A 19,236-nucleotide genomic window follows, 5' to 3' on the forward strand; every position below is an offset into this window, starting at 1 on the left:
GCCGGAGTCGGGTGCGGACCTCGACGCGTCCCTCCGGGGTGGGACGCGCGTCACACGGCGTCCGCGTCCGCGGGCGGCGGCTACGCCGTGGTGAGCAGCACGCCGCCGTACGAGGCTCCGGCCACGACCACCCAGGCTCCCAGACCGAGTACGGCCGCTCGTGCACCGGTCCGGGCCAGGGAGGGCAGGTGCACCGCGCTGCCCAGCCCGAACAGCGCAGCGGCGAGGAGGAGTTCCTTCGCGGTGTCGGCGCCCTGCAGGACGGCGTCGGGCACCGCGCCGGTGGTGCGGACCAGGACCATCGCGAGGAAGCCGAGCACGAACAGCGGCACCAGCGGGGGGCGGGCACCGTCGTCCGACTCGGCCGCGTCGGGAGAGGCGGGCCGGGCGCCGGTGCGCTGCCGCAGTCGGCGTGCGGTGCTCACGGCGACGGCGGCGACGAGCGGGGCGAGCAGTGCCACCCGCAGCAGCTTCACCAGCACGGCCTCGCCGAGCGCCGCAGGTCCCGCGGTCTGTGCCGTGGCCACCACCTGCCCCACGTCGTGCACCCCTGCCCCGACCCATCGGCCGAACTGGACGGTGTCCAGACCCAACGGCCCCTGGAGCAGGGGGAGCACGCCGATCGCGAGGGTGCCGCAGAGGGTCACCAGGGTCACCGAGGCGGCCACGTCCCGTTCGTCGCTCCGGCGCACCTGGCTGACGGCGCCCACCGCCGAGGCGCCGCAGATGGCGTAGCCGGTGGCGATGAGGAGCGGCTGGTCCCCGGGCAGTCCGAGCCGGCGTCCCAACCACAGCGTTCCGCCGAAGGTGGCCGCGACGACGGCCGCCACCATGAGGGCGCTGGACCAGCCGAGCCCGAGCACGTCGTCCAGCCCGAGGCGGAGGCCGAGCAGCACGATGCCGAGGCGCATGAGGCGTTTGCCGGCGAGTACCAGTCCGGGGCGGGCGGCTCCGGCCACGAGGTCGCGCACCCGCGGCAGGTGGGCCGCGGCGACGCCGAGGACGAGTGCGGTCGTCAGCGCGGGTACGGCGGGGAGGAGGGTGTGCACGCCCTCGGCGAGCAGTACGCCGCCGGCGGCGAGCGCGAGCCCCGGCAGCGGGCCGCGGCGCCCTCGCCGTCGCGCGGCCGGGGCGGCAGACGCGGCCGGGGCGGCGCGGTCCGTGAGGGGGGAGGCCGCGGCGCGCGGACCCGGTCCGGGCATCAGCGGTCGGTCGGGAGGTCGTAGACGCGGCGGACGCTGGTGCCCAGGCGGGACAGGTCGGCGCCGTACACGTGGAGCGATATCGCGGTGCGGTCGCAGCCGTTGCGGACCGCGTGGATGTCACCGGGCGGCGCGAATCCGCACACCGCTCCCTGCGGGTTGACCACGTCCTCCGTGGCGACGAGCCGTGCGGGTTCGCCGTGCTCCCCGGCCGGCACGAGCCGGTAGCGGCGTTCGTGCTCCTCTCCCTGGTGGACGCCGGTCACGCACCACGCGACGTGGTCGTGCACGGCGGTGCGCTGCCCGGGGAGCCAGACGAGCGCGACGACGGAGAAGCTGCCGTCGGGCTCGGCGTGCAGGAGGTGCTGGCGGTAGTGCGCCGGGTCCCCCTCGCACTGCTGCGGGGTGAGGAGGTCGGACGCCCCGAGGTGGGGGGCGATCTTCTCTCCGACGAGGTACGCCGTGACGTCGGGGGGAAGTCCCCGGTCCACGGCCTCGCGCACGTCCGCCACGAGCGCGGTCGTGCGTGCCGTCGTCCGGGCGAGCGGGCCGGTCTCCGTGGAAGTCGCCATGGGACCAGCATGGCCGGAGGCTTTCCATCAGGTCCAATGATGAGATGTTGGGATTTCCCAAGGAGCGCTTATCGGGGGCGCCCGGTTCGCCCGCGTGTGTCAGCAGCCGACCCGGCGCCCGGCGACGGTCCGCAGTTCGTCGAGCACCATCGCCGTGGCCGGAATACGCAGGTGCTCGCGCAGCACGTAGGCCGAGACCTGCCGCCGCGACGCCGGGTCCAGCGGGCGGCCCGAGACCTTGCCGTGCATCAGGAACGACAGCACGAGACCGGGCATCATCGCGATGCCCAGCCCCTCGGCGACCAGCGACTGGACGACCAGGATGTCGTCGGTGGTGAAGACCACGTCCGGCGCGAAGCCGAGTTCGGCGCACTCGTGGAGGAAGTTGGTGCGGCAGCGGAGGCAGCCGGCGATCCACCGCTCCTCCGCCAGGTCCGCGAGCCTCACGGCCCGCCGCTGCGCCATGGGATGCCGGGACGGCATCACGACGGTGAGCTGGTCCTCCAGGAGCGGTACCTCGACCAGTTCCTCGGGCACCTGTTCGCGCAGGCCGGGGTAGGTGAACGCGAGGCTGATGTCGCACTCGCCGCGCACGACCCGCTCCAGCGATTCGGGCGGCTCGCTCTCCTGGAGTTCCACGCGCACGCCCGGATGGTCGGCGGCGAGGCGCGCGAGGGTCTCGGGGACGAGGGTCGCCCCCGCGCTCGGGAAGGAGCACACCCGCACCCGGCCGGCGTGCAGCCGTGTCAGGGCGGTCATCTGCTCCTGCGCGAGGGACATGTCCGCCAGGATGACCTCGGCGTGGCGGGAGAGCGCCTCGCCCGCCTCGGTGAGGCGCATGCGCCGTCCGGCGCGGACGAACAACGGGGTGCCCACGGATCGTTCGAGCGTCTTCATCTGCTGCGTGACCGCGGGTTGCGTGTACCCGAGGGCACGGGCCGCCGCGGAGTACGATCCGGCCCGCACGACCTCGTCGAAGGTCCTGAGCAGCCGCGAGTCGAACATGCTCCACACATAAGCAGATTTTGGGTTCCGAGGACAGCCGGGCCTCCGTCGCGGGACCGGTACCGGACGTGGACGTGGGCCTGCCGGGCAGCACGAGGCGCACGGTGCGCGCGGACCGTGCGGCACGGCGTCGTCAGGACGCCTCGCGCAACCGCCCCGCGACGACGACCCCCAGCGCCGCCGCGAGCGCCGCGAGGACATGGACGGCGACAAAGCCGGCAGCGGCGGGCGCGGCCCCCTCGGACACCCCGGACACAGACGCGTGGGCGACCGGAGCGCCGCCGCCCGCGGCGGCGAACACGGCACCCGCGGCGGCGAGCAGCACGATGCTCCACAGCCCGTCGGAGGTCTGCAGGGCGGCCGAGTTCCCGCCCGCGTGCTCCGGAGCGGACAGCCGCAGCAGCAGCACGCTGAGCGAGGAGAGCACCAGACCCATGCCGAAGCAGCCGGCGGCCATCACCACGACCAGCGTCCAGACCGGCACCGCCTCGACCAGCGCCACCGGCGGGTAGGCGACGGCCAACGCGATCAGCACCGTGCCGAGCCTCACCAGCCCGTGCCGGTACGGTTCCATACGGCTGCGGGACTGGAGGAACGACCCCAGGGCCCAGGTGGCACCACCCGCCGCGAGCACCAGACCGGCACGTGTCACCGTCAGGCCGCGCTGCGTCACCAGCATCAACGGCAGGAAGCTCTCCGCGGTGACGAACGCCCCGGCGGCGATCCCGCGGAGCAGCACCACGGCGGGCAGGCCGCGGGCCGCGCGGTGGATGCCCCGGGGCAGCAGCCGCAGTGCGGCGGGAAACAGCAGCGCCGCACCGGCGGCAGCCGGCAGCAGGGCGACGGCACGCAGGTCCTGGCCCGCGTACTGCAGGAGAGCGGCCCCGGCCGCGACGCACAGCGCCAGGCGCACCCGGCGCAGATCGGGCGGGGCATCGGTCGCCGCGCCCGGCGGCGCCCCCGCGGCCCGCCGACGCAGCGGCGGCAGCATCGCGGCCAACGGCAGTACGACGAGGAGCGGAAGTCCGAGGAACACCCAGCGCCAGCCGAACCGCTCGGTGACGGTGCCGGACACCAGGGGACCGACGATCGCGGGCACCACCCAGGACGCCGCGAACGCCGCCATCACCGCCGGGCGCAGGTGCTCCGGGTACACGCGGCCCACCGCGACGTACAGCGCCACGATGACGAGTCCGCCGCCGATCCCCTGCACGGCCCGGCCGAGCACCAGCACGAGCATGGTCGGGGCGGTGCCGGCGGTGAGCAGCCCCAACGCGAAGGCCGCGATGCCTGCGGCCAGCGCAGGCAGCGGTCCCCGCCGGTCGCACCACAGGCCCGAGACCGTGATACCGAACAGGCTGGTGGTGAAGAACGCCGAGAAGGCGAAGGCGTAGAGCGCCACACCGTGCAGTTCGGCGGCCGCCGCGGGCATCGCGGTCCCCACGGCAGTCGCCTCGAAGGCGATGAGCAGGACGACCGAGACGATGCCCGCGGTGAGCGCACGGTAGGAGGGGCCGAGCACGGACTCCCGCCGCGGCGGTGCGCCGCCGGGTGAGCCCGCCGGCTCCCCGGTTTCCGGCGCGGTCACCGTGCGCCACGCACGTCCCGCTGCGCCCATGCCGCTCCCCCTCCTCGGCGGGTCCGTGCCCGCGGTCCGGTGTGCGCGGCCACCGTACGGCGGCGGAGGACGCCGGCGGACCCGCCGCCGGGAGGAGACGGGACCCGTCCGCAGGTCCTACGCCTCCGCGCACGGCCGGGTCGCGGGCGTCAGTAGTCCTGCGAGGAATCCGTCCCGTCGAAGGCGCCGCCGCGCACCCGGCGGAGGTGGACCTGGCGGGTCAGCCGGATCGCGGGCCGCATCAGGAACTGGAGGCTGCCGAGCAGGAAGCACCAGGTGCCGGTCACCGCCCAGGAGTCGTAGAAGAACATCACGCTGCCCGCGACGAACCAGAGCGCGATTATGGCGTCGTTGAGGATGCTGGCGGCCTCGTAGCGGCGACGGATGACCAGTTCGTCGTGTCCGATGCGGATGGTCAGCGGATCCGGCCGGTGGTGGTCGCTCATGCCCGCCACGGTAGGGCGGGCCCGCCCCGCGGCGGGGTCAGGGGTCCCGGCGCCACTCCTCCACCACCCGTTCGACGTCGTACTGGGCGAAACTCACCGAGGGGCCCGGGAGACCGTCGAGCACCGCCCGGCGGAGCTTCTCGTTCAGGGCCGCGATCCTCCGCCGCACCTCCTCCTCGCTGCCGGAGCGCAGCGCGGCGGCGTAGTCGTCGTCGGCCTCCTTGCGGAGGGCGAGGGTCGGCGGCAGATACGAGACGCCCTCGCGGCGCATCTTCTCCTTGACCCACCACATCTCGTCGTACGGTGCCGTCTCGCCCCGGAGGGGCTTGCCGGCGCCGGGCAGGCCCTCGAACGCGCCGCGCTCGGTGGCCTCACGGATCTGACGATCGACCCACGACTCGAAGGGCAGTCCGGGTGGCTTGCGTTCGGTCACGGCGGCTGCTCCCGTCCCCTCGACAGGCGTACTCTTTACCCGATCTTGACACAACGGGCGGCTGCGGGACAGCGGTTTCCGGCCGGAGAGTCGGGGCACCCGCCGCGGAGGTGATTCGCGGGGCGGTCACGGCGCTGTGCGTTGCGCACGCGCCGCGCCGTGCGCTGTCCTGCCGGTGACGATCACGCCAGGGGGCCCGGCAGGCCGCGGGGTCCGGTACGAGGACGAGGGAGTGAGTGGTCATGGCCGCGTGCGAGGTCTGCGGGAACGACTACGCCATGGCGTTCGAGGTGCGTGCCGCCGGTGAGGTGCACGTCTTCGACTGCTTCGAGTGCGCCGCCCACAAGATGGCGCCGGTGTGCGAACACTGCGAGTGCCGCATCCTGGGGCACGGTCTGCAGGCGGACGGGCACTTCTACTGCTGTGCGCACTGCGCGCGGATGCAGGGGCACGCGGAACTCGTCGACCACTCCTGAAGCGACGGGCGGGCGACCGCCGGCGGCGTGGACGGCGAGGTGCGGTCACCCGCCGGTCGCGTCGGCCAGCACCTCGGCCTGGAACCGGCTCATCTCCATGCGCTGCTCCTCGGGAGGCAGCGTGAGGGGGTACTCCTTGCCGTACCCGCCGTACGTCATGGTCGTCTGCACCCCGTCGCGCCGGACGTCCCACTTCATCAGGCGCGGCGCGTCCGCGGCGAGGTGGTACACGTCCACGCTGCCGCCCTTCTCGACGGTCACGGCGCGCGAGGTGGAGCCGTCGATCACGGTGTCGCGCCGCGGGGCCCGCTCCACGGTCGTGGGGACCGTGAAGTACCCGTCGCAGCTGTCCGCCTCGACGGTGACGTAGCGGTCCGCGAAGTCGTCCGGCACGGTGATCGGCTGCTCCGGGCGGCTCAGCGTCTCGGCGAGCAGCGGGGCGCTGATGTAGGTGCGGCCGTCCCGGCAGTACACGTCGGTCTCGGTGCCGTCGTCGGCCCGCACCGTCATGTGGAACCCCTGGGCGGGATCCCAGGTGATCTCCTGCTGGGCGCCGCCGAACGCGCTGTTCGTGCCGGAGGCGGTGAAGCTGGTGCGGGACATGGCGCGATTGGTCCTCTCCACCAGTGCCACGGTCTGCTGCGACGGACCGCTCTGCCGGGTCTCCCGCGGTGCGGGCCGCTCGCCGGAGCCCCCGCCGCAGGCGGCGAGTGCGGTGGTCAGCAGGACCAGGGCGGATGCGGCCCGCATCCCGTCGGCGGCGCGGGTACGCCGCTGGTCGCGCTCGTGCATGCCCTGACTCCGTCCTCGCGGCCACGGTGGATGCGGGCCACCGTAACCGGCGGGGGCGGGGGCGGGGCTGCCGGGGTTGCGGGCCCGGCCGTCAGGTCTCCCGGGCGGGGAGGACGTTCTGGTTGGCGTGGAAGAGGTTGTACGGGTCGTAGCCGCGCTTGACCCGGGCCAGACGCTCGTAGTGGCCGCGGTAGGTGCTGCGGACCCGGTCGGCATCCTCGTCCGCGCCGACGAAGTTCACGTACGCGCCGCCCATCGAGTAGGGGTGCATCTCGCTCCAGTAGTCGGTGCACCACCGTTTGATCGTCGCGGCGTTCGCGGGGTCCGCGTCGATGCCGCCGAAGACGGCGGACCAGACGGCGTCGCGGTAGCTCCAGGCGGTCTCGTCCGCGCCGACGCGGGAGGCCGCACCGTCGACCGGGTACATGTGCATGGTGCACAGGTCGGTGGGAATGCCCTCGCCGTACCTGCGGTGGACCTCGGCGGCGGCGTCGGGGATGTCGTCGAAGAAGTCGCCCCGCCAGTACCACTGGAGTCCGGGCGGGATGAGGGCGTCGAAGTGGCTCTGCAGCGCCGCGTAGGGCATCGGGGCCGCGAAGTGGAAGGCGGGCGGGCCCGCCTCGTTCACCACGGAGAAGGTCTCCTCCAGGCGGTCGGCGTCGCCGGTCCAGCATCCGACCATCGCGCACATCTTCCGCCCGTGGAGTTCCTCGGGGAAGGGCGGCCCGGGCGGCACCACCAGTTCGGCGAAGAAGCCGTACACGTCCTCCGGGGCCTGCGGGAGGAACTCCCGGTACCAGGAGACGACGTCGGGAGTGCGGTCCACGGGCCACAGGGTGATCGCGACTCCGACCGTGTCGACCGGGTGCAGGCGGAAAGTGAAGGCGGTCACCACGCCGAAGTTGCCGCCGCCCCCGCGCAGGGCCCAGAAGAGGTCGGGGTGCTCGGTCGCGCTCGCGGTGACGAAGCTCCCGTCGGCCAGGACCACGTCCGCGGAGAGCAGGTTGTCGACGGTCAGGCCGTACTTCCGGGTCAGGTAGCCGTGGCCGCCCCCCAGGGTGAGTCCGCCGACTCCGGTGGTCGAGACGATGCCCGCGGGCACGGCGAGTCCGAAGGAGGCGGTGGCGTGGTCGAGGTCGCCGATCAGGCTCCCGCCGCCGACGTACGCCGTGCGCTGTTCCGGGTCCACCCGCACCCAGCGCATCGGTGACAGGTCGAGAGTGACTCCGCCGTCCACCAGGCAGAGGCCGGGACCGCTGTGACCGCCGCCCATCACCGCGAGTTCCAGTCCGTTGTCGCGGACGCGGTCGACCGCCGCCATGACGTCGCCGGCGTCGGCGCAGCGCACCAGCGCCGCCGGGTGCCGGTCGATCATGGCGTTGTAGATGGTGCGCGCCTCGTCGTACGTCGGGTCGTGCGGGGTGATGACCGGTCCGCGCAGCGCGTTGCGGAGGGATTCCACCGCGGGTGCGTCGAGGGTGGTGCTCATGATCGCTCCTTGCGGAACGGGGGCGTCGTCCGCCCGGTTCCGTCCGCGAGGTGCGCGTCCGGCGCCCGCTGGGTGAGCGCCGTGCCGTGTCGAGCCGGGTGAGGGGTCTCGGGCTCGGGCGGCGTCCATGACGTGTCGTGGATGCCTGGCCGCCGGCGGCGTGGTGGCCGGGTGGTGCTCGCCTCCCTTGCGGCAGCCGCCTCGGATCGTCACCGGCCCTGCCCCCGGCCCGGCCCCGCCGTTACCGCTGTGCGTCCGCGCGACCGACCGCCGTGAAGGCCGGTACTTCCAGCGTCACGCCGTGCCGCGGGTCGCGCAACACCGCCGGTGGCAGCCCGTGGTCAGCCGGCGGCGTCGGCGACGGCGGCCTGCGGGCGGATGGGCAGACGGTTCACCGGACGGCCGGTGGCGGCACGTACGGCGGAGGCGACCGCGGCGGGTGCGGCGACGACGGGCACCGCGGAGGCGGCCTTGGCGCCGAAGGGAGCGACGACGTCGCGCTCCTCGACCAGTTCGACGATCCGCACGTCGGGTGCGTCCAGCGAGGTGGGGAGTGCGTACGCGGTGAGGTCCGGGTGCCGCACCACGCCCTTCGCCACCCGGAGGTGCTCGGTGAGCGCCGCGCCGATCCCCTGGGTGACGCCGGCCTCGATGCGGGCCCGCAGTTGCTGCGGGTTGAGGACCCGGCCGACGTCCTGGGCGATGGCCGCCTCCACCACCCGGATCGAGCCGAGTTCGATGTCGACGTCGACGACGGCGCGCACCGCGGCGAAGGCGAGACCGACGAAGGCGTCGCCCTGTCCCGAGGCGTCGAGCGGTTCGGTGGGGTGGGGGCGGCACTGGGCCGTGGCCCACAGCTCCTTGCCCTCGAGCTCCTCGGCGACCGTGGTCGACAGCACCCCGTCGTAGGAGGTGATCCTGCCGTCGGAGACCGTCAGCAGTTCGGTGGACATGCCGAACTTCGCGGCCAGCGGCTGGAGCAGCTGGGCGCGCACCATCTTCGCGGCACGCTCGACGGCGCCGCCGGAGACCCAGGTGTGCCTGCTCCGCGCACCGGCGCCGGCCGGGGGCTGGTCGGTGTCGACGGAGGCCACGTGCACCTCGTCGATGCCGAGGGTCTCCTGCACGATCTGGCGGGCCAGGGTGGCGAACCCCTGACCGGTCTCGACGGCGGCGCAGAGCACGGTCGCGACCGTGCCCTCGACCTTCACCGTGGCGGTCGACACCTCGTCGGTGCCCTCGGCGCCCAGCATGTGCACCATGCCGACGCCGTAGCCGATGCCGCGGCGGACGGCGCCGGGCTCGCCCGCGCCCTCCGGGCCGCCGGGCAGCAGCCACTCGGACTCCGGGCTGTCCTTGGGCAGTTCGGGCAGCGGCGCGTCACGGACGGCGGTGAGGAGTTCGGCCACCGGCGCGGGGCAGGTGACGGTCTGCCCGGTGGGCAGCAGGTCGCCGGTGGCCAGCGCGTTGCGGAGCCGGAGCTCCGCGGGATCCATGCCCAGCTGTGCGGCGAGCTTGTCCATCTGCCCCTCGTACGCGGCGCACACCTGCATGGCGCCCTCGCCACGGAGGTGGCCGGACGGCGGGTTGTTCGTGCGCACGGCCCAGCCGTCGACGACGGCGTGCGGGACCGCGTACGGGCCGGCGGCGAACGCGACCGCTGCGGCGAGCGCCTCGGACGAGCCGTCGGCGTACGCACCGGCGTCCATCAGGATCTGCGCCTCGACCTTGCGGAGCTTCCCGTCGGCGTCGGCATGGTGCCGGTAGCGCAGCATCGTCGGATGCCGGTGCGCATGGGTGAGGAAGGATTCCTCCCGCGTCGCGGCGATCTTGACGGGGCAGCCGGTGCGCATGGCGAGCAGCCCGAGCGGGACCTGCAGGCCGGTGTCCTCGCGGTCGCCGAGCGCGCCGGGAACGCCGGTGACGACCAGTTTGACCTGCTCGCGGGGAAGGCCGAAGCAGGCGGCGACCTGCTCGCGGTCGGTGTGCGGGTCGGTCGAGGCGGTGTAGATCTCGACACCGCCGTCCGGGCGTGGCACGGCCAGCCCCGCCTCGGCGCCGATGGGTGCCGGGTCCTGGCGGCCGATGCGGTACAGCCCCTCCACGACGACCTCGCCGGTGGCCTCCGGATCGCCGTGGCGCAGCGGGATGTGCCGGACGAGGTTGCCGTGCGGGTGGATCGGCTCGGCCTCGAAGGCCTTCTCGGGGTCGGTGACCGGAGTCAGTACCTCGTACTCCACGGCGATCGCCGCGGCGGCGAGGCGTGCCGTGTCGGGGTGGTCGGCGGCGACGGCGGCGATCGCCTCGCCGTGGTGGCGGATCAGGTCGTGGGCGAAGACCGGCCGGTCGGCGGTGCGGCGCCCGTAGGACGTGTCACCGGGAAGATCGGCGTGGGTGACGACGGCCCTGACTCCCGGGAGCGCCTCGGCAGGCGCCGTGTCGATGCCCAGGATGCGTGCGTGCGGGTGCGGTGAGCGGAGGACGGCCGCCCAGAGCAGGCCCTCCGCCCAGAGGTCGGCGGCGAACGGAAAGCTCCCCTCCGTCTTGGCGGAAGCGTCGACCGACTCCAGCGACGCGCCGAGACCGCGGGTGGCGGCCCGTGCGGCGGACGGGTCGAGTGGGGTTCCGTGGGCGGGAGTTCCCGTGACCGCGCCGGGGTTCTCGGCCGTGCTGGTCATGCCGTTGCCTTTCGGGTGCGCGCGGACGCCGGTCGGGTTGCCGGGGCCGACGTCACCGGTCCGTCTCCTCTCCAGCCGCCCGCGCTTCCTCCGCGGCCCGAGCGGCCTGGGCCGCCTCGCGCTCGGCGACGACCGTGTCGACCGCTTCCAGCACACCGCGGTAGCCGGAACAGCGGCAGAGGTTCCCGGAGATGGCCTGCCGGGTCTCGAGCCCGGTCGGTGCGTGGTTCCCCTCGAGCAGTTCGTGCACGGCCATCGCCATGCCCGGCACGCAGAAGCCGCACTGGGCGGCGCCGCACCGGGCGAGGGCGCGCTGGACGTCCGAGGGGGTGCCGTCGGCGGCGAGCCCCTCGACGGTGCGGACCTCACTGCCGGCGGCGGTCGCTGCGGGCACCAGGCAGGCGGCGACGAGACGGCCGTCCACCTGCACGGAGCAGGCGCCGCATTCGCCCTGGGAGCAGCCGTCCTTGGCGCCGGCGAGGCCGAGGCGCTCGCGGAGGACGTACAGCAGCGACTCCCCGATCCACGCCTCGGAGACCGGCCGCTCGACGCCGTTGACCCGCAGCACGTAGGAGACGTGCGGATGGTCGCTGTACTCCGCGGCCCCGGCGGCGGGATCCGGTTGTTCGTCCCCGTGGGCGGGGACGGTCGCGTACTCGCCGGAATCGTCCGGCCCGGCGCCGGCGGCCGTCCGGTCCCAGGCCTGCGGGTCGGGAGCGGAGGCGTCCTCCGGCGAGCCGGCGGGCACGGACGGTTCGTGGTGGACGGGCGGCTGTCCGAACGCCTCGGGCAGCGGATCTCCCGGGCCGGGCGCGGGCGGCGGTGCTGCGGCGCCGGGGGCGGGCCAGGCGGTGTCGGGGACCTGGGGTTCTCCCGCTTCCACGGCGTCCGGCCCGGCGGTGGGCGGGGATTCCCCGCTGTCCGGAGGGGCCGCGGTGTCGTGCTGCGCGGGCTCGGACGGTCCGGCGGTGGATGCGCGTCCGGGTGTGGAGGGGACGAAGGGAATGCGGCTGGGCGGTGATCCCTCCGCGGGGCGGCTCGGGGCCGTGTGCTCCGCGGCCGGTGCTTCGGGCGCGTCCGGGGGGCCGTCGGTGCCTTCGGAGGGCGTCCCGGCCTCGGGGATCGCGCTGTCGGCGGTCGGCTCTTCCGGGGAGGCCGCGTCCGGCGGCGGCGCGCCGGGTCCGGGGGCGTGGGCGGCGCCGTTGTCGGGCTCCGGGACGCCGCGCACCGGTTCCCCGGGCACGGGGTCCGGCACGGCGGAGCGCGGGCCGGGAATGTCGACCTCCGGGGTGGCCGGCGGGTGTTCGGGGTCCCGCAGGTGCGGCCGGTTCCCGTGGTCGGGTTGCGCGGGCACCTCGGCGGAACCGGCCTCGGGCCAGTGCGCCGGTTCGGGGGCCGGGGCGCCGGTGAAAGGGATCCGGCGCCGCGCCATCGAGTCGGCGAGCCGGACCTCCGGATCGGCGGCCGCGTGGCCCGCGGCATGGTCGGCACCGGGTTCCGGGCCGTGGTCGGTGCCGTGCTCCGCCCCGTCGTGGGTGTCCGCCGGTGTCGTCGCGTCCCTGCCGGCTGCGCCGCCGGCGCCGAGCGGCCGGCGCTGCGTGCGTGCCTCGTGCGATCCCGCCAGGGCGGCCGCGGCACCCTGGCCCATGGCGGCGGCGCCCCCGTGGGTGTGGGTGGCGTCGGGGAAGGGACGGTCGGGCTCGGCGCCGGCGGTCGGGGCACCGTCGGCGGGAGCGTCCGCGTCCGGTCCGTCGGGGAGTGCCGCCTCCGGGGCTGCCCCGGTGAACGGCATGGTCCACTGCCCGGTCGCCGCCGGATCCGTGGCCGCCGCGGGAGTCATCGGGGCTTCGCCGTATCCGGCGCCGTAGGAGGGGTACGCCTCCCCGCCCGGCTGCGGGACGCCGCGGCGGTCCTCGAAGTCCGACAGGGACGGCGGCGTGTAGCCGCCCTGGCCGGTGCCGGGGGCGGCCAGTGGGTCGGCGCCGGCGGGCAGACCGGTGCCGGGGCCGGGGAGTTGGACGAAGGCCGTGGCGTCGGAGTCGTACTCTCCGCCCCAGTTGCCCGGTGCCGGGTGGTGTCCGCCGTCCTGCCAGGCGTCGTGTCCGGCGTCGTAGCCGGGTCCGGCGTCGTAGCCGGGTGCGGCGTCGTAGCCGGGTGCGGGGGCGGCCCCCGGGTATCCGGGCTGCTGGGCATGGCCCGGGTCCGTGTACAGGGAGGCCTGTCCGGGGTCGGTGTAGTCGGGCTGCGCGTACCCGGGGTCGGGGTAACCGGACTCGACGTACCCGGGGCCGACGTACCCGGACTCCGCGTACCCGGACTCCGCGTACCCGGGGTCGACGTACCCGGACTCCGCGTACCCGGGGCCGGGGTAGCCGTGGTCGGCGTCGCCCCGATCTCCCTCCGGCGCCCCGTGACCGGGATGCATGCCTCCGGCCTCCTGCTGCTCGTGCGGCTGTGGGGTCATCCGAGTGCCCTCCCGAGACCTCGCCGGGCCAGCGCCGCCACGGTGCGCCGCAGGTGCAGGGCGGCCGCCGGAAGCGCGGGTGGCTCCCCGCCGTCCTCCTGCGGCTCCGGGTCGGGGATGCAGGCCATCGCGACGTACTCCCCGAAGGCCGTGAGAGCCTCCGGGGCGAGGGTCCCGCGGTCGCCGTCCCAGTCGATGAGCGAGGCGACCCAGCGTTCGGCCTCCAGCGGCCGCAGGGGCATGGGCGCCACCGCGCCGATCGCGCAGCGCACTCCGCGGTGCGCGGGGTCGAGCACAACGGCGGCCGAGGCCAGGGCCCGGGCCGGCCCGGTGCGCCCCGTCGCCTTGAGGAAGGTCTGGGGGGCATGCAGCAGCGGTACCCGGACGAACCCGACCACCTCGCCGGGGCGGAGCATCTCCATGCCCGCGAGCAGGTGGCTGACGGGAATCTCACGCCGCGTCGTCCCCTCCCCCGTTTCTCCCGGGCCGGCCACGACGACCGTCGCCTCGAGCGCCGCGAGCACCGGGAGCGTGTCGCCCGTGGGGGCGGCGCTGACGATGTTGCCGCCGAGGGTGCCGACGTTGCGGATCTGAGGAGGTCCGGCGGCACGTGCGCTCGCGGCGAGAGCGGGGATCAGTGCGGCGAAGTCGGGCCGTCCCATCCGTGCGAGGGTGAGTCCGGAGCCCAGCAGGGCCTGTCCGTCCAGGTACTCCCAACCCCGGATCTCGCGGATGCGGCCGAGGGACACGAGGGCGGCGGGGCGGAGCCGACCGTCGTTGACGTCCGCCATCAGATCGGTGCCGCCCGCGACGGGTACCGCGGCGGGCAGGGCGGTGAGCGCGGCGACCGCTTCGTCGAGCGTGGCCGGCAGGGTGACCGGCGCGCCCGTCTGCGCGGCGGGCTGCGCCGCCGGTGGTGCATGCGGTGCGTGCGTGCTCAATCCAGCTGCCCCTTCCCCGGTCGTCCCGGCTGCCCAGCCGTACGGTACGTGCTCACAGCCCGGACGTGGCAACTCTGGCACATCTCACTCGACTGCAGTCGCGAGGGTCCGGTCGAGCGGGCCGGCATCCGGCCCCGCCGTACGTCGCCGAACGGGGTCCCTGCGAGGCGTGCGGCGGGCACGTGCGAGGTGTGCGGCCCCACGCTCGCACCGCCAGGGGGCGCGCGGGCACCGCTCGGACGCTCCTCACACGATCGGGGGGCGAAATTCGGTCAGGCGTCCGAAGAGCAGCGTTCCCACGCGGAGCGCGGCACGCCCCGCACTCCACCGGCGGGTGAGGAAGTGCGGGGCGTGCGTCCGAGCCCGGGCGGTCGACGGCGGCGCTCCGGCGCCGCGGGGGTCAGGCCGAGCCGCCGCCCTTGCCGTCGCCGCCCTTGCCGTCCTTGCCGTCCTTGCCCCCACCGGCGCTCATGGTCTCGTAGATCTCCTTGCACATGGGGCAGACGGGGTACTTCTTCGGGTCGCGCCCGGGGACCCAGACCTTGCCGCAGAGCGCGACGACGGGCGTGCCGTCGAGCGCGCTGGCCATGATCTTGTCCTTCTGGACGTAGTGGGCGTAGCGCTCGTGGTCGCCGTCGCCGTGCGAAGTCTGCGGGGTCGGCTCGACGAGGGTGCCGGTACCCGTCCCGCGCTCGGGCTCTGGAATGCTCATGTGCACCAAGCCTAATTCAGCGAGGCATCGTCCGGGTACGTCGCCACCATGGCCAGTTCGCTGCGCTGACGCCGCAGAACGGACCGCCACAGACGCTCCGGATCGGGCGAGGAGACGTCTCCCGGCTCGGACTCCACGACGTACCAGGCGCCTTCGGCGAGCTCGTCCTCCAACTGCCCGGCCCCCCATCCGGCGTACCCGGCGAAGATGCGCAGCGACCCCAGCTCGGCGGCGAGGAGTTCCGGCGGCGCCTCGAGGTCCACCAGGCCGATCGCCCCGTGGACGCGACGCCACCCCAACGGGCCCTCGGCTCCGTCGCCCGCAGGCCCGCCGCCCGAGGGAACGACGGCGACGCCGAGCGCGGCGTCGAGCGACACCGGTCCGCCCTGGAAAACGACGCCGGGGTCTCCCGCCAGGGCCGCCCAGGCGTCCAGGATGTCCCCGACACCGACAGGGGTCGGCCGGTTCAGGACCACCCCCAGCGACCCCTCCTCGTCGTGGTCGAGGAGAAGCACCACCGCACGGTCGAAGTTCGGATCGGACAGCACCGGGGAGGCGACCAGCAACCGCCCGGTGAGCGAGGACACCTCGGTCATGCCCCCATGATTCCACCGCGGGGGCCGTCCCGGATACCGGCGGGACGGACCGCCTGCGGCGCTCACCGTGCGGCGCCCGGCCCGCGACGCTGCGTCGCGCGCGGCCCCCGCACAGGCCCGGAACCCGACGCCCCGGCGGGCGGACCCCGGCACGGGCGTACGGAACGTCAGGCTGCGGCCATTACTCTGGGGGCCTGTCCCCCGTACACCCCCTTCGAAACGCGGAGCTCCATGTCCGGCACCGAAGATGTCCTCCTCGTCCACGGCGGTACTCCGCTGGAGGGCGAGATCCGTGTACGAGGCGCGAAGAACCTCGTCCCCAAGGCCATGGTCGCCGCGCTGCTCGGCAGCGGCCCGAGCAGGCTGCGCAACGTACCCGACATCCGTGACGTACGCGTGGTCCGGGGGCTGCTGCAGCTGCACGGGGTGACCGTGCGCACCGGCGACGAGCCGGGCGAGCTGGTGATGGACCCCTCGCACGTGGAGAGCGCGGACGTGGGCGACATCGACGCGCACGCGGGCTCGTCGCGCATCCCGATCCTGTTCTGCGGCCCGCTGCTGCACCGGCTGGGGCACGCGTTCATCCCGGGACTGGGAGGCTGCGACATCGGCGGACGGCCGGTGAACTTCCACTTCGACGTGCTGCGCGAGTTCGGCGCCACCATCGAGAAGCGGGCCGACGGCCAGATCCTGGAGGCACCGCAGCGGCTCCGCGGCTGCAAGATCCGCCTGCCCTACCCCTCGGTGGGCTCGACCGAGCAGGTGCTGCTCACCGCCGTACTGGCGGAGGGCGTCACGGAGCTGTCCAACGCGGCCGTGGAGCCGGAGATCGAGGACCTCATCTGCGTCCTGCAGAAGATGGGCGCCATCATCTCCGTCGACACCGACCGGACGATCCGCATCACGGGCGTCGACCGGCTCGACGGGTACACCCACCGCGCCGTACCGGACCGGCTGGAGGCCGCGTCCTGGGCGAGTGCGGCCCTGGCAACCCGGGGCAGCGTCTTCGTGCACGGTGCCCGGCAGCGCGAGATGATGACCTTCCTCAACACCTTCCGGAAGGTCGGCGGCGCCTTCGACATCGGGGACGACGGCATCCGCTTCTGGCACCCGGGCGGCCCGCTCAACGCCATCGCGCTGGAGACGGACGTCCACCCCGGATTCCAGACGGACTGGCAGCAGCCGCTGGTCGTGGCCCTCACGCAGGCCTCCGGGCTCTCGATCGTGCACGAGACGGTGTACGAGTCGCGGCTGGGATTCACCGACGCGCTGAACCAGATGGGTGCGCACATCCAGCTCTACCGGGAGTGCCTGGGCGGTACGCCCTGCCGTTTCGGGCAGCGGAACTTCCTGCACTCGGCCGTCGTCTCCGGCCCGACGAAGCTGGAGGGCGCCGACCTGGTGATCCCGGACCTGCGGGGCGGGTTCTCGTACCTGATCGCGGCACTCGCGGCTCAGGGCACGTCCCGGGTGCACGGCATCGACCTGATCAACCGCGGTTACGAGAACTTCATGGAGAAGCTCGCCGAGCTCGGCGCCAACGTCGAGCGCCCCTAGCGGCGCCGGCCGCCGGGTCCCGGAACACGCACAGGGGTGGTCACCCGTTCGGGTGACCACCCCTGTGGTCATGGGCGGGCCGAGGCCGTCAGCTGCCCTTGGCGGCTTCCTTGAGCTTGGAACCCGCCGAGACCTTCACGCTGTAGCCGGCCGGGATCTGGATCGGCTCGCCGGTCTGCGGGTTGCGGGCCTGGCGAGCGGCACGGTGGGTGCGCTCGAAGGTGAGGAAGCCGGGAATCGTGACCTTCTCGTCGCCCTTGGAGACGACCTCACCGGTCACCTCGGCGAGAGCGGCCAGCACGGCGTCGGCGTCCTTGCGGGTCACCTCGGCGCGGTCGGCCAGAGCGGCCACCAGCTCACTGCGGTTCATAGTTCGTTTACTCCCGTGTTCTTCTTGCCGATGAGGCGTGAGTCGAAGCCGATGCTGCCAGGGCCATCGGACAGTCCCCGGACCCGGGTCCGGAGTTCCAGACCCTCGCGCCCGAAGACGCATCCTGCCCCCACCTGCGGCGGGAACGCCAATCCGGCACCCTCCGGCGCCCTTCCGGTCCCTGCAACACTAAGGGCCGATCGGGTGCCGCCCACCCGCGACGCGCCGTACTACGGGGCTCCGCGGGCCCCTGATGAGAGGCGGATCACTCCGCCGCCGGTGCGGCCGCCGCCTCCGTCGCGGGCATCGTGGCGGACTCCCCCGCCGCCCGGACGGCTTCCCGCACGGCGTCGGCGACGGCTCCGGAGACCTTCTCGTTGAAGACGCTGGGGATGACGTAGTTGGCGTTGAGCTCGTCCTCGAGCACGACGTCCGCGAGGGCGCGGGCCGCCGCCAGCATCATCTCGGTGTTGACCGTACGCGACTGGGCGTCCAGCAGCCCGCGGAAGACGCCCGGGAAGACCAGCACGTTGTTGATCTGGTTGGGGAAGTCGGAGCGGCCGGTCGCGACCACGGCTGCGGTGCGGCGGGCTTCGGCGGGGTCGATCTCCGGGTCCGGGTTGGCCAGGGCGAAGACGATGGCGTCGTCCGCCATCGTCGCCACGTCCTCGCCGCCGAGCACGTTCGGCGCCGAGACGCCGATGAAGACGTCCGAACCCGCCACCGCGTCCTTGAGGGTGCCCGTGACGCCCTCCGGGTTGGTGTTGTCGGCGATCCAGCCCAGCGCCGACTCGGGCGAGGCGTCGACCAGATCCTCGCGCCCCGCGTGCACCACTCCGTGGATGTCGGCGACCACGGCATGCTTGACGCCGGCCGCGAGCAGCAGCTTGAGGATCGCCGTACCGGCGGCACCGGCGCCGGACATGACGACCCGTACCTCCTCGATGCGCTTCCCGACCACGCGCAGCGCGTTGTGCAGCGAGGCCAGGACGACGATCGCGGTACCGTGCTGGTCGTCGTGGAAGACCGGGATGTCGACCGCGTCCCGCAGCCGCGCCTCGATCTCGAAGCAGCGAGGAGCGGAGATGTCCTCGAGGTTGATGCCGGCGAACCCGGGTGCGATGGCCTTGACGATCTCGACGATCGCGTCGGCGTCCTGGGTGTCGAGGCAGATCGGCCAGGCGTCGATGCCCGCGAAGCGCTTGAAGAGGGCCGCCTTGCCCTCCATGACGGGAAGTGCGGCCTTGGGGCCGATGTTGCCGAGGCCCAGGACCGCCGAACCGTCCGTGACCACGGCGACGGAGTTGCGCTTGATGGTCAGGCGGCGGGCGTCCTCGGGGTTCTCCGCGATCTGGGTGCAGACCCGTGCGACCCCCGGGGTGTAGACCATCGAGAGGTCGTCGCGGTTGCGGATGGGGTGTTTGGACGACATCTCGATCTTGCCGCCCAAGTGCATCAGGAAGGTACGATCGGAGACCTTGCCGAGCGTGACGCCCTCGATGCCGCGGAGCTGCTGGACGATGGCGTCCGCGTGCGCGGTGGAGCTCGCGGCGATGGTGACGTCGATCCGCAGACGCTCGTGCCCCGAGGCGGTGACGTCCAGGCCGGTGACCGAACCGCCCGAGGACTCGACGGCCGTGGTGAGCTGACTGACCGCGGACCCGCCCGCGGGAACCTCCAGACGGACCGTCATCGAATACGAGACGCTGGGCGCCGTTGCCATGGCCGATTTCCTCTGCTTTCCCTGGGTCACCGTGCGCCGGCCCGGCCGGTCGGACCGGCATCCTCGGCGCGTCACCAGATCGTCCCACCTACCCGTTGGTACCGGGAAACCTGATCACTGGGACGGAATTCTTTTTCCATCATACGAGAGGCGAGCCCCACA

General features: G+C 73.8%; 17 protein-coding genes. 2 read left to right on the forward strand and 15 right to left on the reverse strand.

What is annotated here, in order from left to right; genetic code table 11:
- Positions 1–80: 80 nt before the first annotated feature.
- From ACL06G_RS05285 to ACL06G_RS05310, 6 genes are all read right to left on the reverse strand, one after another.
- Complete coding sequence (locus ACL06G_RS05285) at positions 81–1,202, reverse strand: YeiH family protein (RefSeq protein ID WP_412785508.1); 1,122 nt, start codon at positions 1,200–1,202, stop codon at positions 81–83.
- A complete protein-coding gene (locus ACL06G_RS05290; RefSeq protein ID WP_412785507.1) occupies positions 1,202–1,774 on the reverse strand; it encodes a cysteine dioxygenase family protein in 573 nt (190 codons plus the stop codon). Before ACL06G_RS05290 ends, ACL06G_RS05285 begins: the two co-directional genes overlap by 1 nt.
- 99 nt (positions 1,775–1,873) lie before the next feature.
- Positions 1,874–2,779 carry a LysR family transcriptional regulator gene (locus ACL06G_RS05295; RefSeq protein ID WP_412785506.1) on the reverse strand — a complete coding sequence of 302 codons (906 nt, stop codon included), beginning with the start codon at positions 2,777–2,779 and terminating at the stop codon, positions 1,874–1,876.
- A 133-nt stretch (positions 2,780–2,912) separates the two neighbouring features.
- The gene (locus tag ACL06G_RS05300; RefSeq protein ID WP_412785505.1) at positions 2,913–4,397 is read right to left on the reverse strand and encodes an MFS transporter; all 1,485 of its coding nucleotides are present in this window, start codon (positions 4,395–4,397) and stop codon (positions 2,913–2,915) included.
- A gap of 149 nt (positions 4,398–4,546) precedes the next feature.
- Entirely contained in the window at positions 4,547–4,843 is a 297-nt protein-coding gene (locus tag ACL06G_RS05305) for a YrhK family protein (protein ID WP_412785504.1), read from the reverse strand.
- Between the two features lie 37 nt (positions 4,844–4,880).
- A complete protein-coding gene (locus ACL06G_RS05310; RefSeq protein WP_412835491.1) occupies positions 4,881–5,276 on the reverse strand; it encodes a DnaJ family domain-containing protein in 396 nt (131 codons plus the stop codon).
- Between the two features lie 242 nt (positions 5,277–5,518).
- Between ACL06G_RS05310 and ACL06G_RS05315 the strand changes: the two genes are divergently transcribed.
- The gene (locus ACL06G_RS05315) at positions 5,519–5,752 is read left to right on the forward strand and encodes a metallothionein (protein WP_412785502.1); all 234 of its coding nucleotides are present in this window, start codon (positions 5,519–5,521) and stop codon (positions 5,750–5,752) included.
- Positions 5,753–5,797: 45 nt separating this feature from the next.
- Here the strand turns inward: ACL06G_RS05315 and ACL06G_RS05320 are convergent, their stop codons facing one another.
- From ACL06G_RS05320 to ACL06G_RS05350, 7 genes are all read right to left on the reverse strand, one after another.
- Positions 5,798–6,544: a hypothetical protein gene (locus ACL06G_RS05320; RefSeq protein ID WP_412785501.1), complete on the reverse strand. Its 747-nt coding sequence runs from the start codon at positions 6,542–6,544 to the stop codon at positions 5,798–5,800.
- A 91-nt stretch (positions 6,545–6,635) separates the two neighbouring features.
- Positions 6,636–8,033 carry an FAD-binding oxidoreductase gene (locus ACL06G_RS05325; protein ID WP_412835492.1) on the reverse strand — a complete coding sequence of 466 codons (1,398 nt, stop codon included), beginning with the start codon at positions 8,031–8,033 and terminating at the stop codon, positions 6,636–6,638.
- Positions 8,034–8,374: 341 nt separating this feature from the next.
- On the reverse strand, positions 8,375–10,711 hold the full coding sequence (locus tag ACL06G_RS05330) for a xanthine dehydrogenase family protein molybdopterin-binding subunit (protein ID WP_412785499.1): 2,337 nt from the start codon (positions 10,709–10,711) through the stop codon (positions 8,375–8,377).
- Between the two features lie 52 nt (positions 10,712–10,763).
- Positions 10,764–13,175 (reverse strand): 2Fe-2S iron-sulfur cluster-binding protein, encoded by a 2,412-nt coding sequence (locus tag ACL06G_RS05335; RefSeq protein ID WP_412835493.1) that lies wholly within the window; start codon positions 13,173–13,175, stop codon positions 10,764–10,766.
- Positions 13,172–14,116, reverse strand: a complete 945-nt coding sequence (locus ACL06G_RS05340) for an FAD binding domain-containing protein (protein ID WP_412835494.1) — start codon at positions 14,114–14,116, stop codon at positions 13,172–13,174. Before ACL06G_RS05340 ends, ACL06G_RS05335 begins: the two co-directional genes overlap by 4 nt.
- 400 nt (positions 14,117–14,516) lie before the next feature.
- Complete coding sequence (locus ACL06G_RS05345; protein WP_412785496.1) at positions 14,517–14,828, reverse strand: DUF3039 domain-containing protein; 312 nt, start codon at positions 14,826–14,828, stop codon at positions 14,517–14,519.
- A gap of 11 nt (positions 14,829–14,839) precedes the next feature.
- Positions 14,840–15,424: a YqgE/AlgH family protein gene (locus tag ACL06G_RS05350; protein WP_412785495.1), complete on the reverse strand. Its 585-nt coding sequence runs from the start codon at positions 15,422–15,424 to the stop codon at positions 14,840–14,842.
- Between the two features lie 231 nt (positions 15,425–15,655).
- Between ACL06G_RS05350 and murA the strand changes: the two genes are divergently transcribed.
- Complete coding sequence (gene murA, locus ACL06G_RS05355; protein ID WP_412785494.1) at positions 15,656–16,981, forward strand: UDP-N-acetylglucosamine 1-carboxyvinyltransferase; 1,326 nt, start codon at positions 15,656–15,658, stop codon at positions 16,979–16,981.
- Between the two features lie 88 nt (positions 16,982–17,069).
- Here murA and ACL06G_RS05360 read toward each other — a convergent pair whose 3' ends face one another.
- Positions 17,070–17,351, reverse strand: coding sequence for an HU family DNA-binding protein (locus ACL06G_RS05360; protein ID WP_412785493.1), 282 nt, complete (start codon positions 17,349–17,351; stop codon positions 17,070–17,072).
- A gap of 265 nt (positions 17,352–17,616) precedes the next feature.
- Positions 17,617–19,074, reverse strand: a complete 1,458-nt coding sequence (locus tag ACL06G_RS05365; RefSeq protein ID WP_412785492.1) for an NAD-dependent malic enzyme — start codon at positions 19,072–19,074, stop codon at positions 17,617–17,619.
- Positions 19,075–19,236: the final 162 nt, after the last annotated feature.

Origin of the sequence: Streptomyces callyspongiae, from assembly GCF_047200695.1 — a bacterium.
GTDB lineage: Bacteria > Actinomycetota > Actinomycetes > Streptomycetales > Streptomycetaceae > Streptomyces.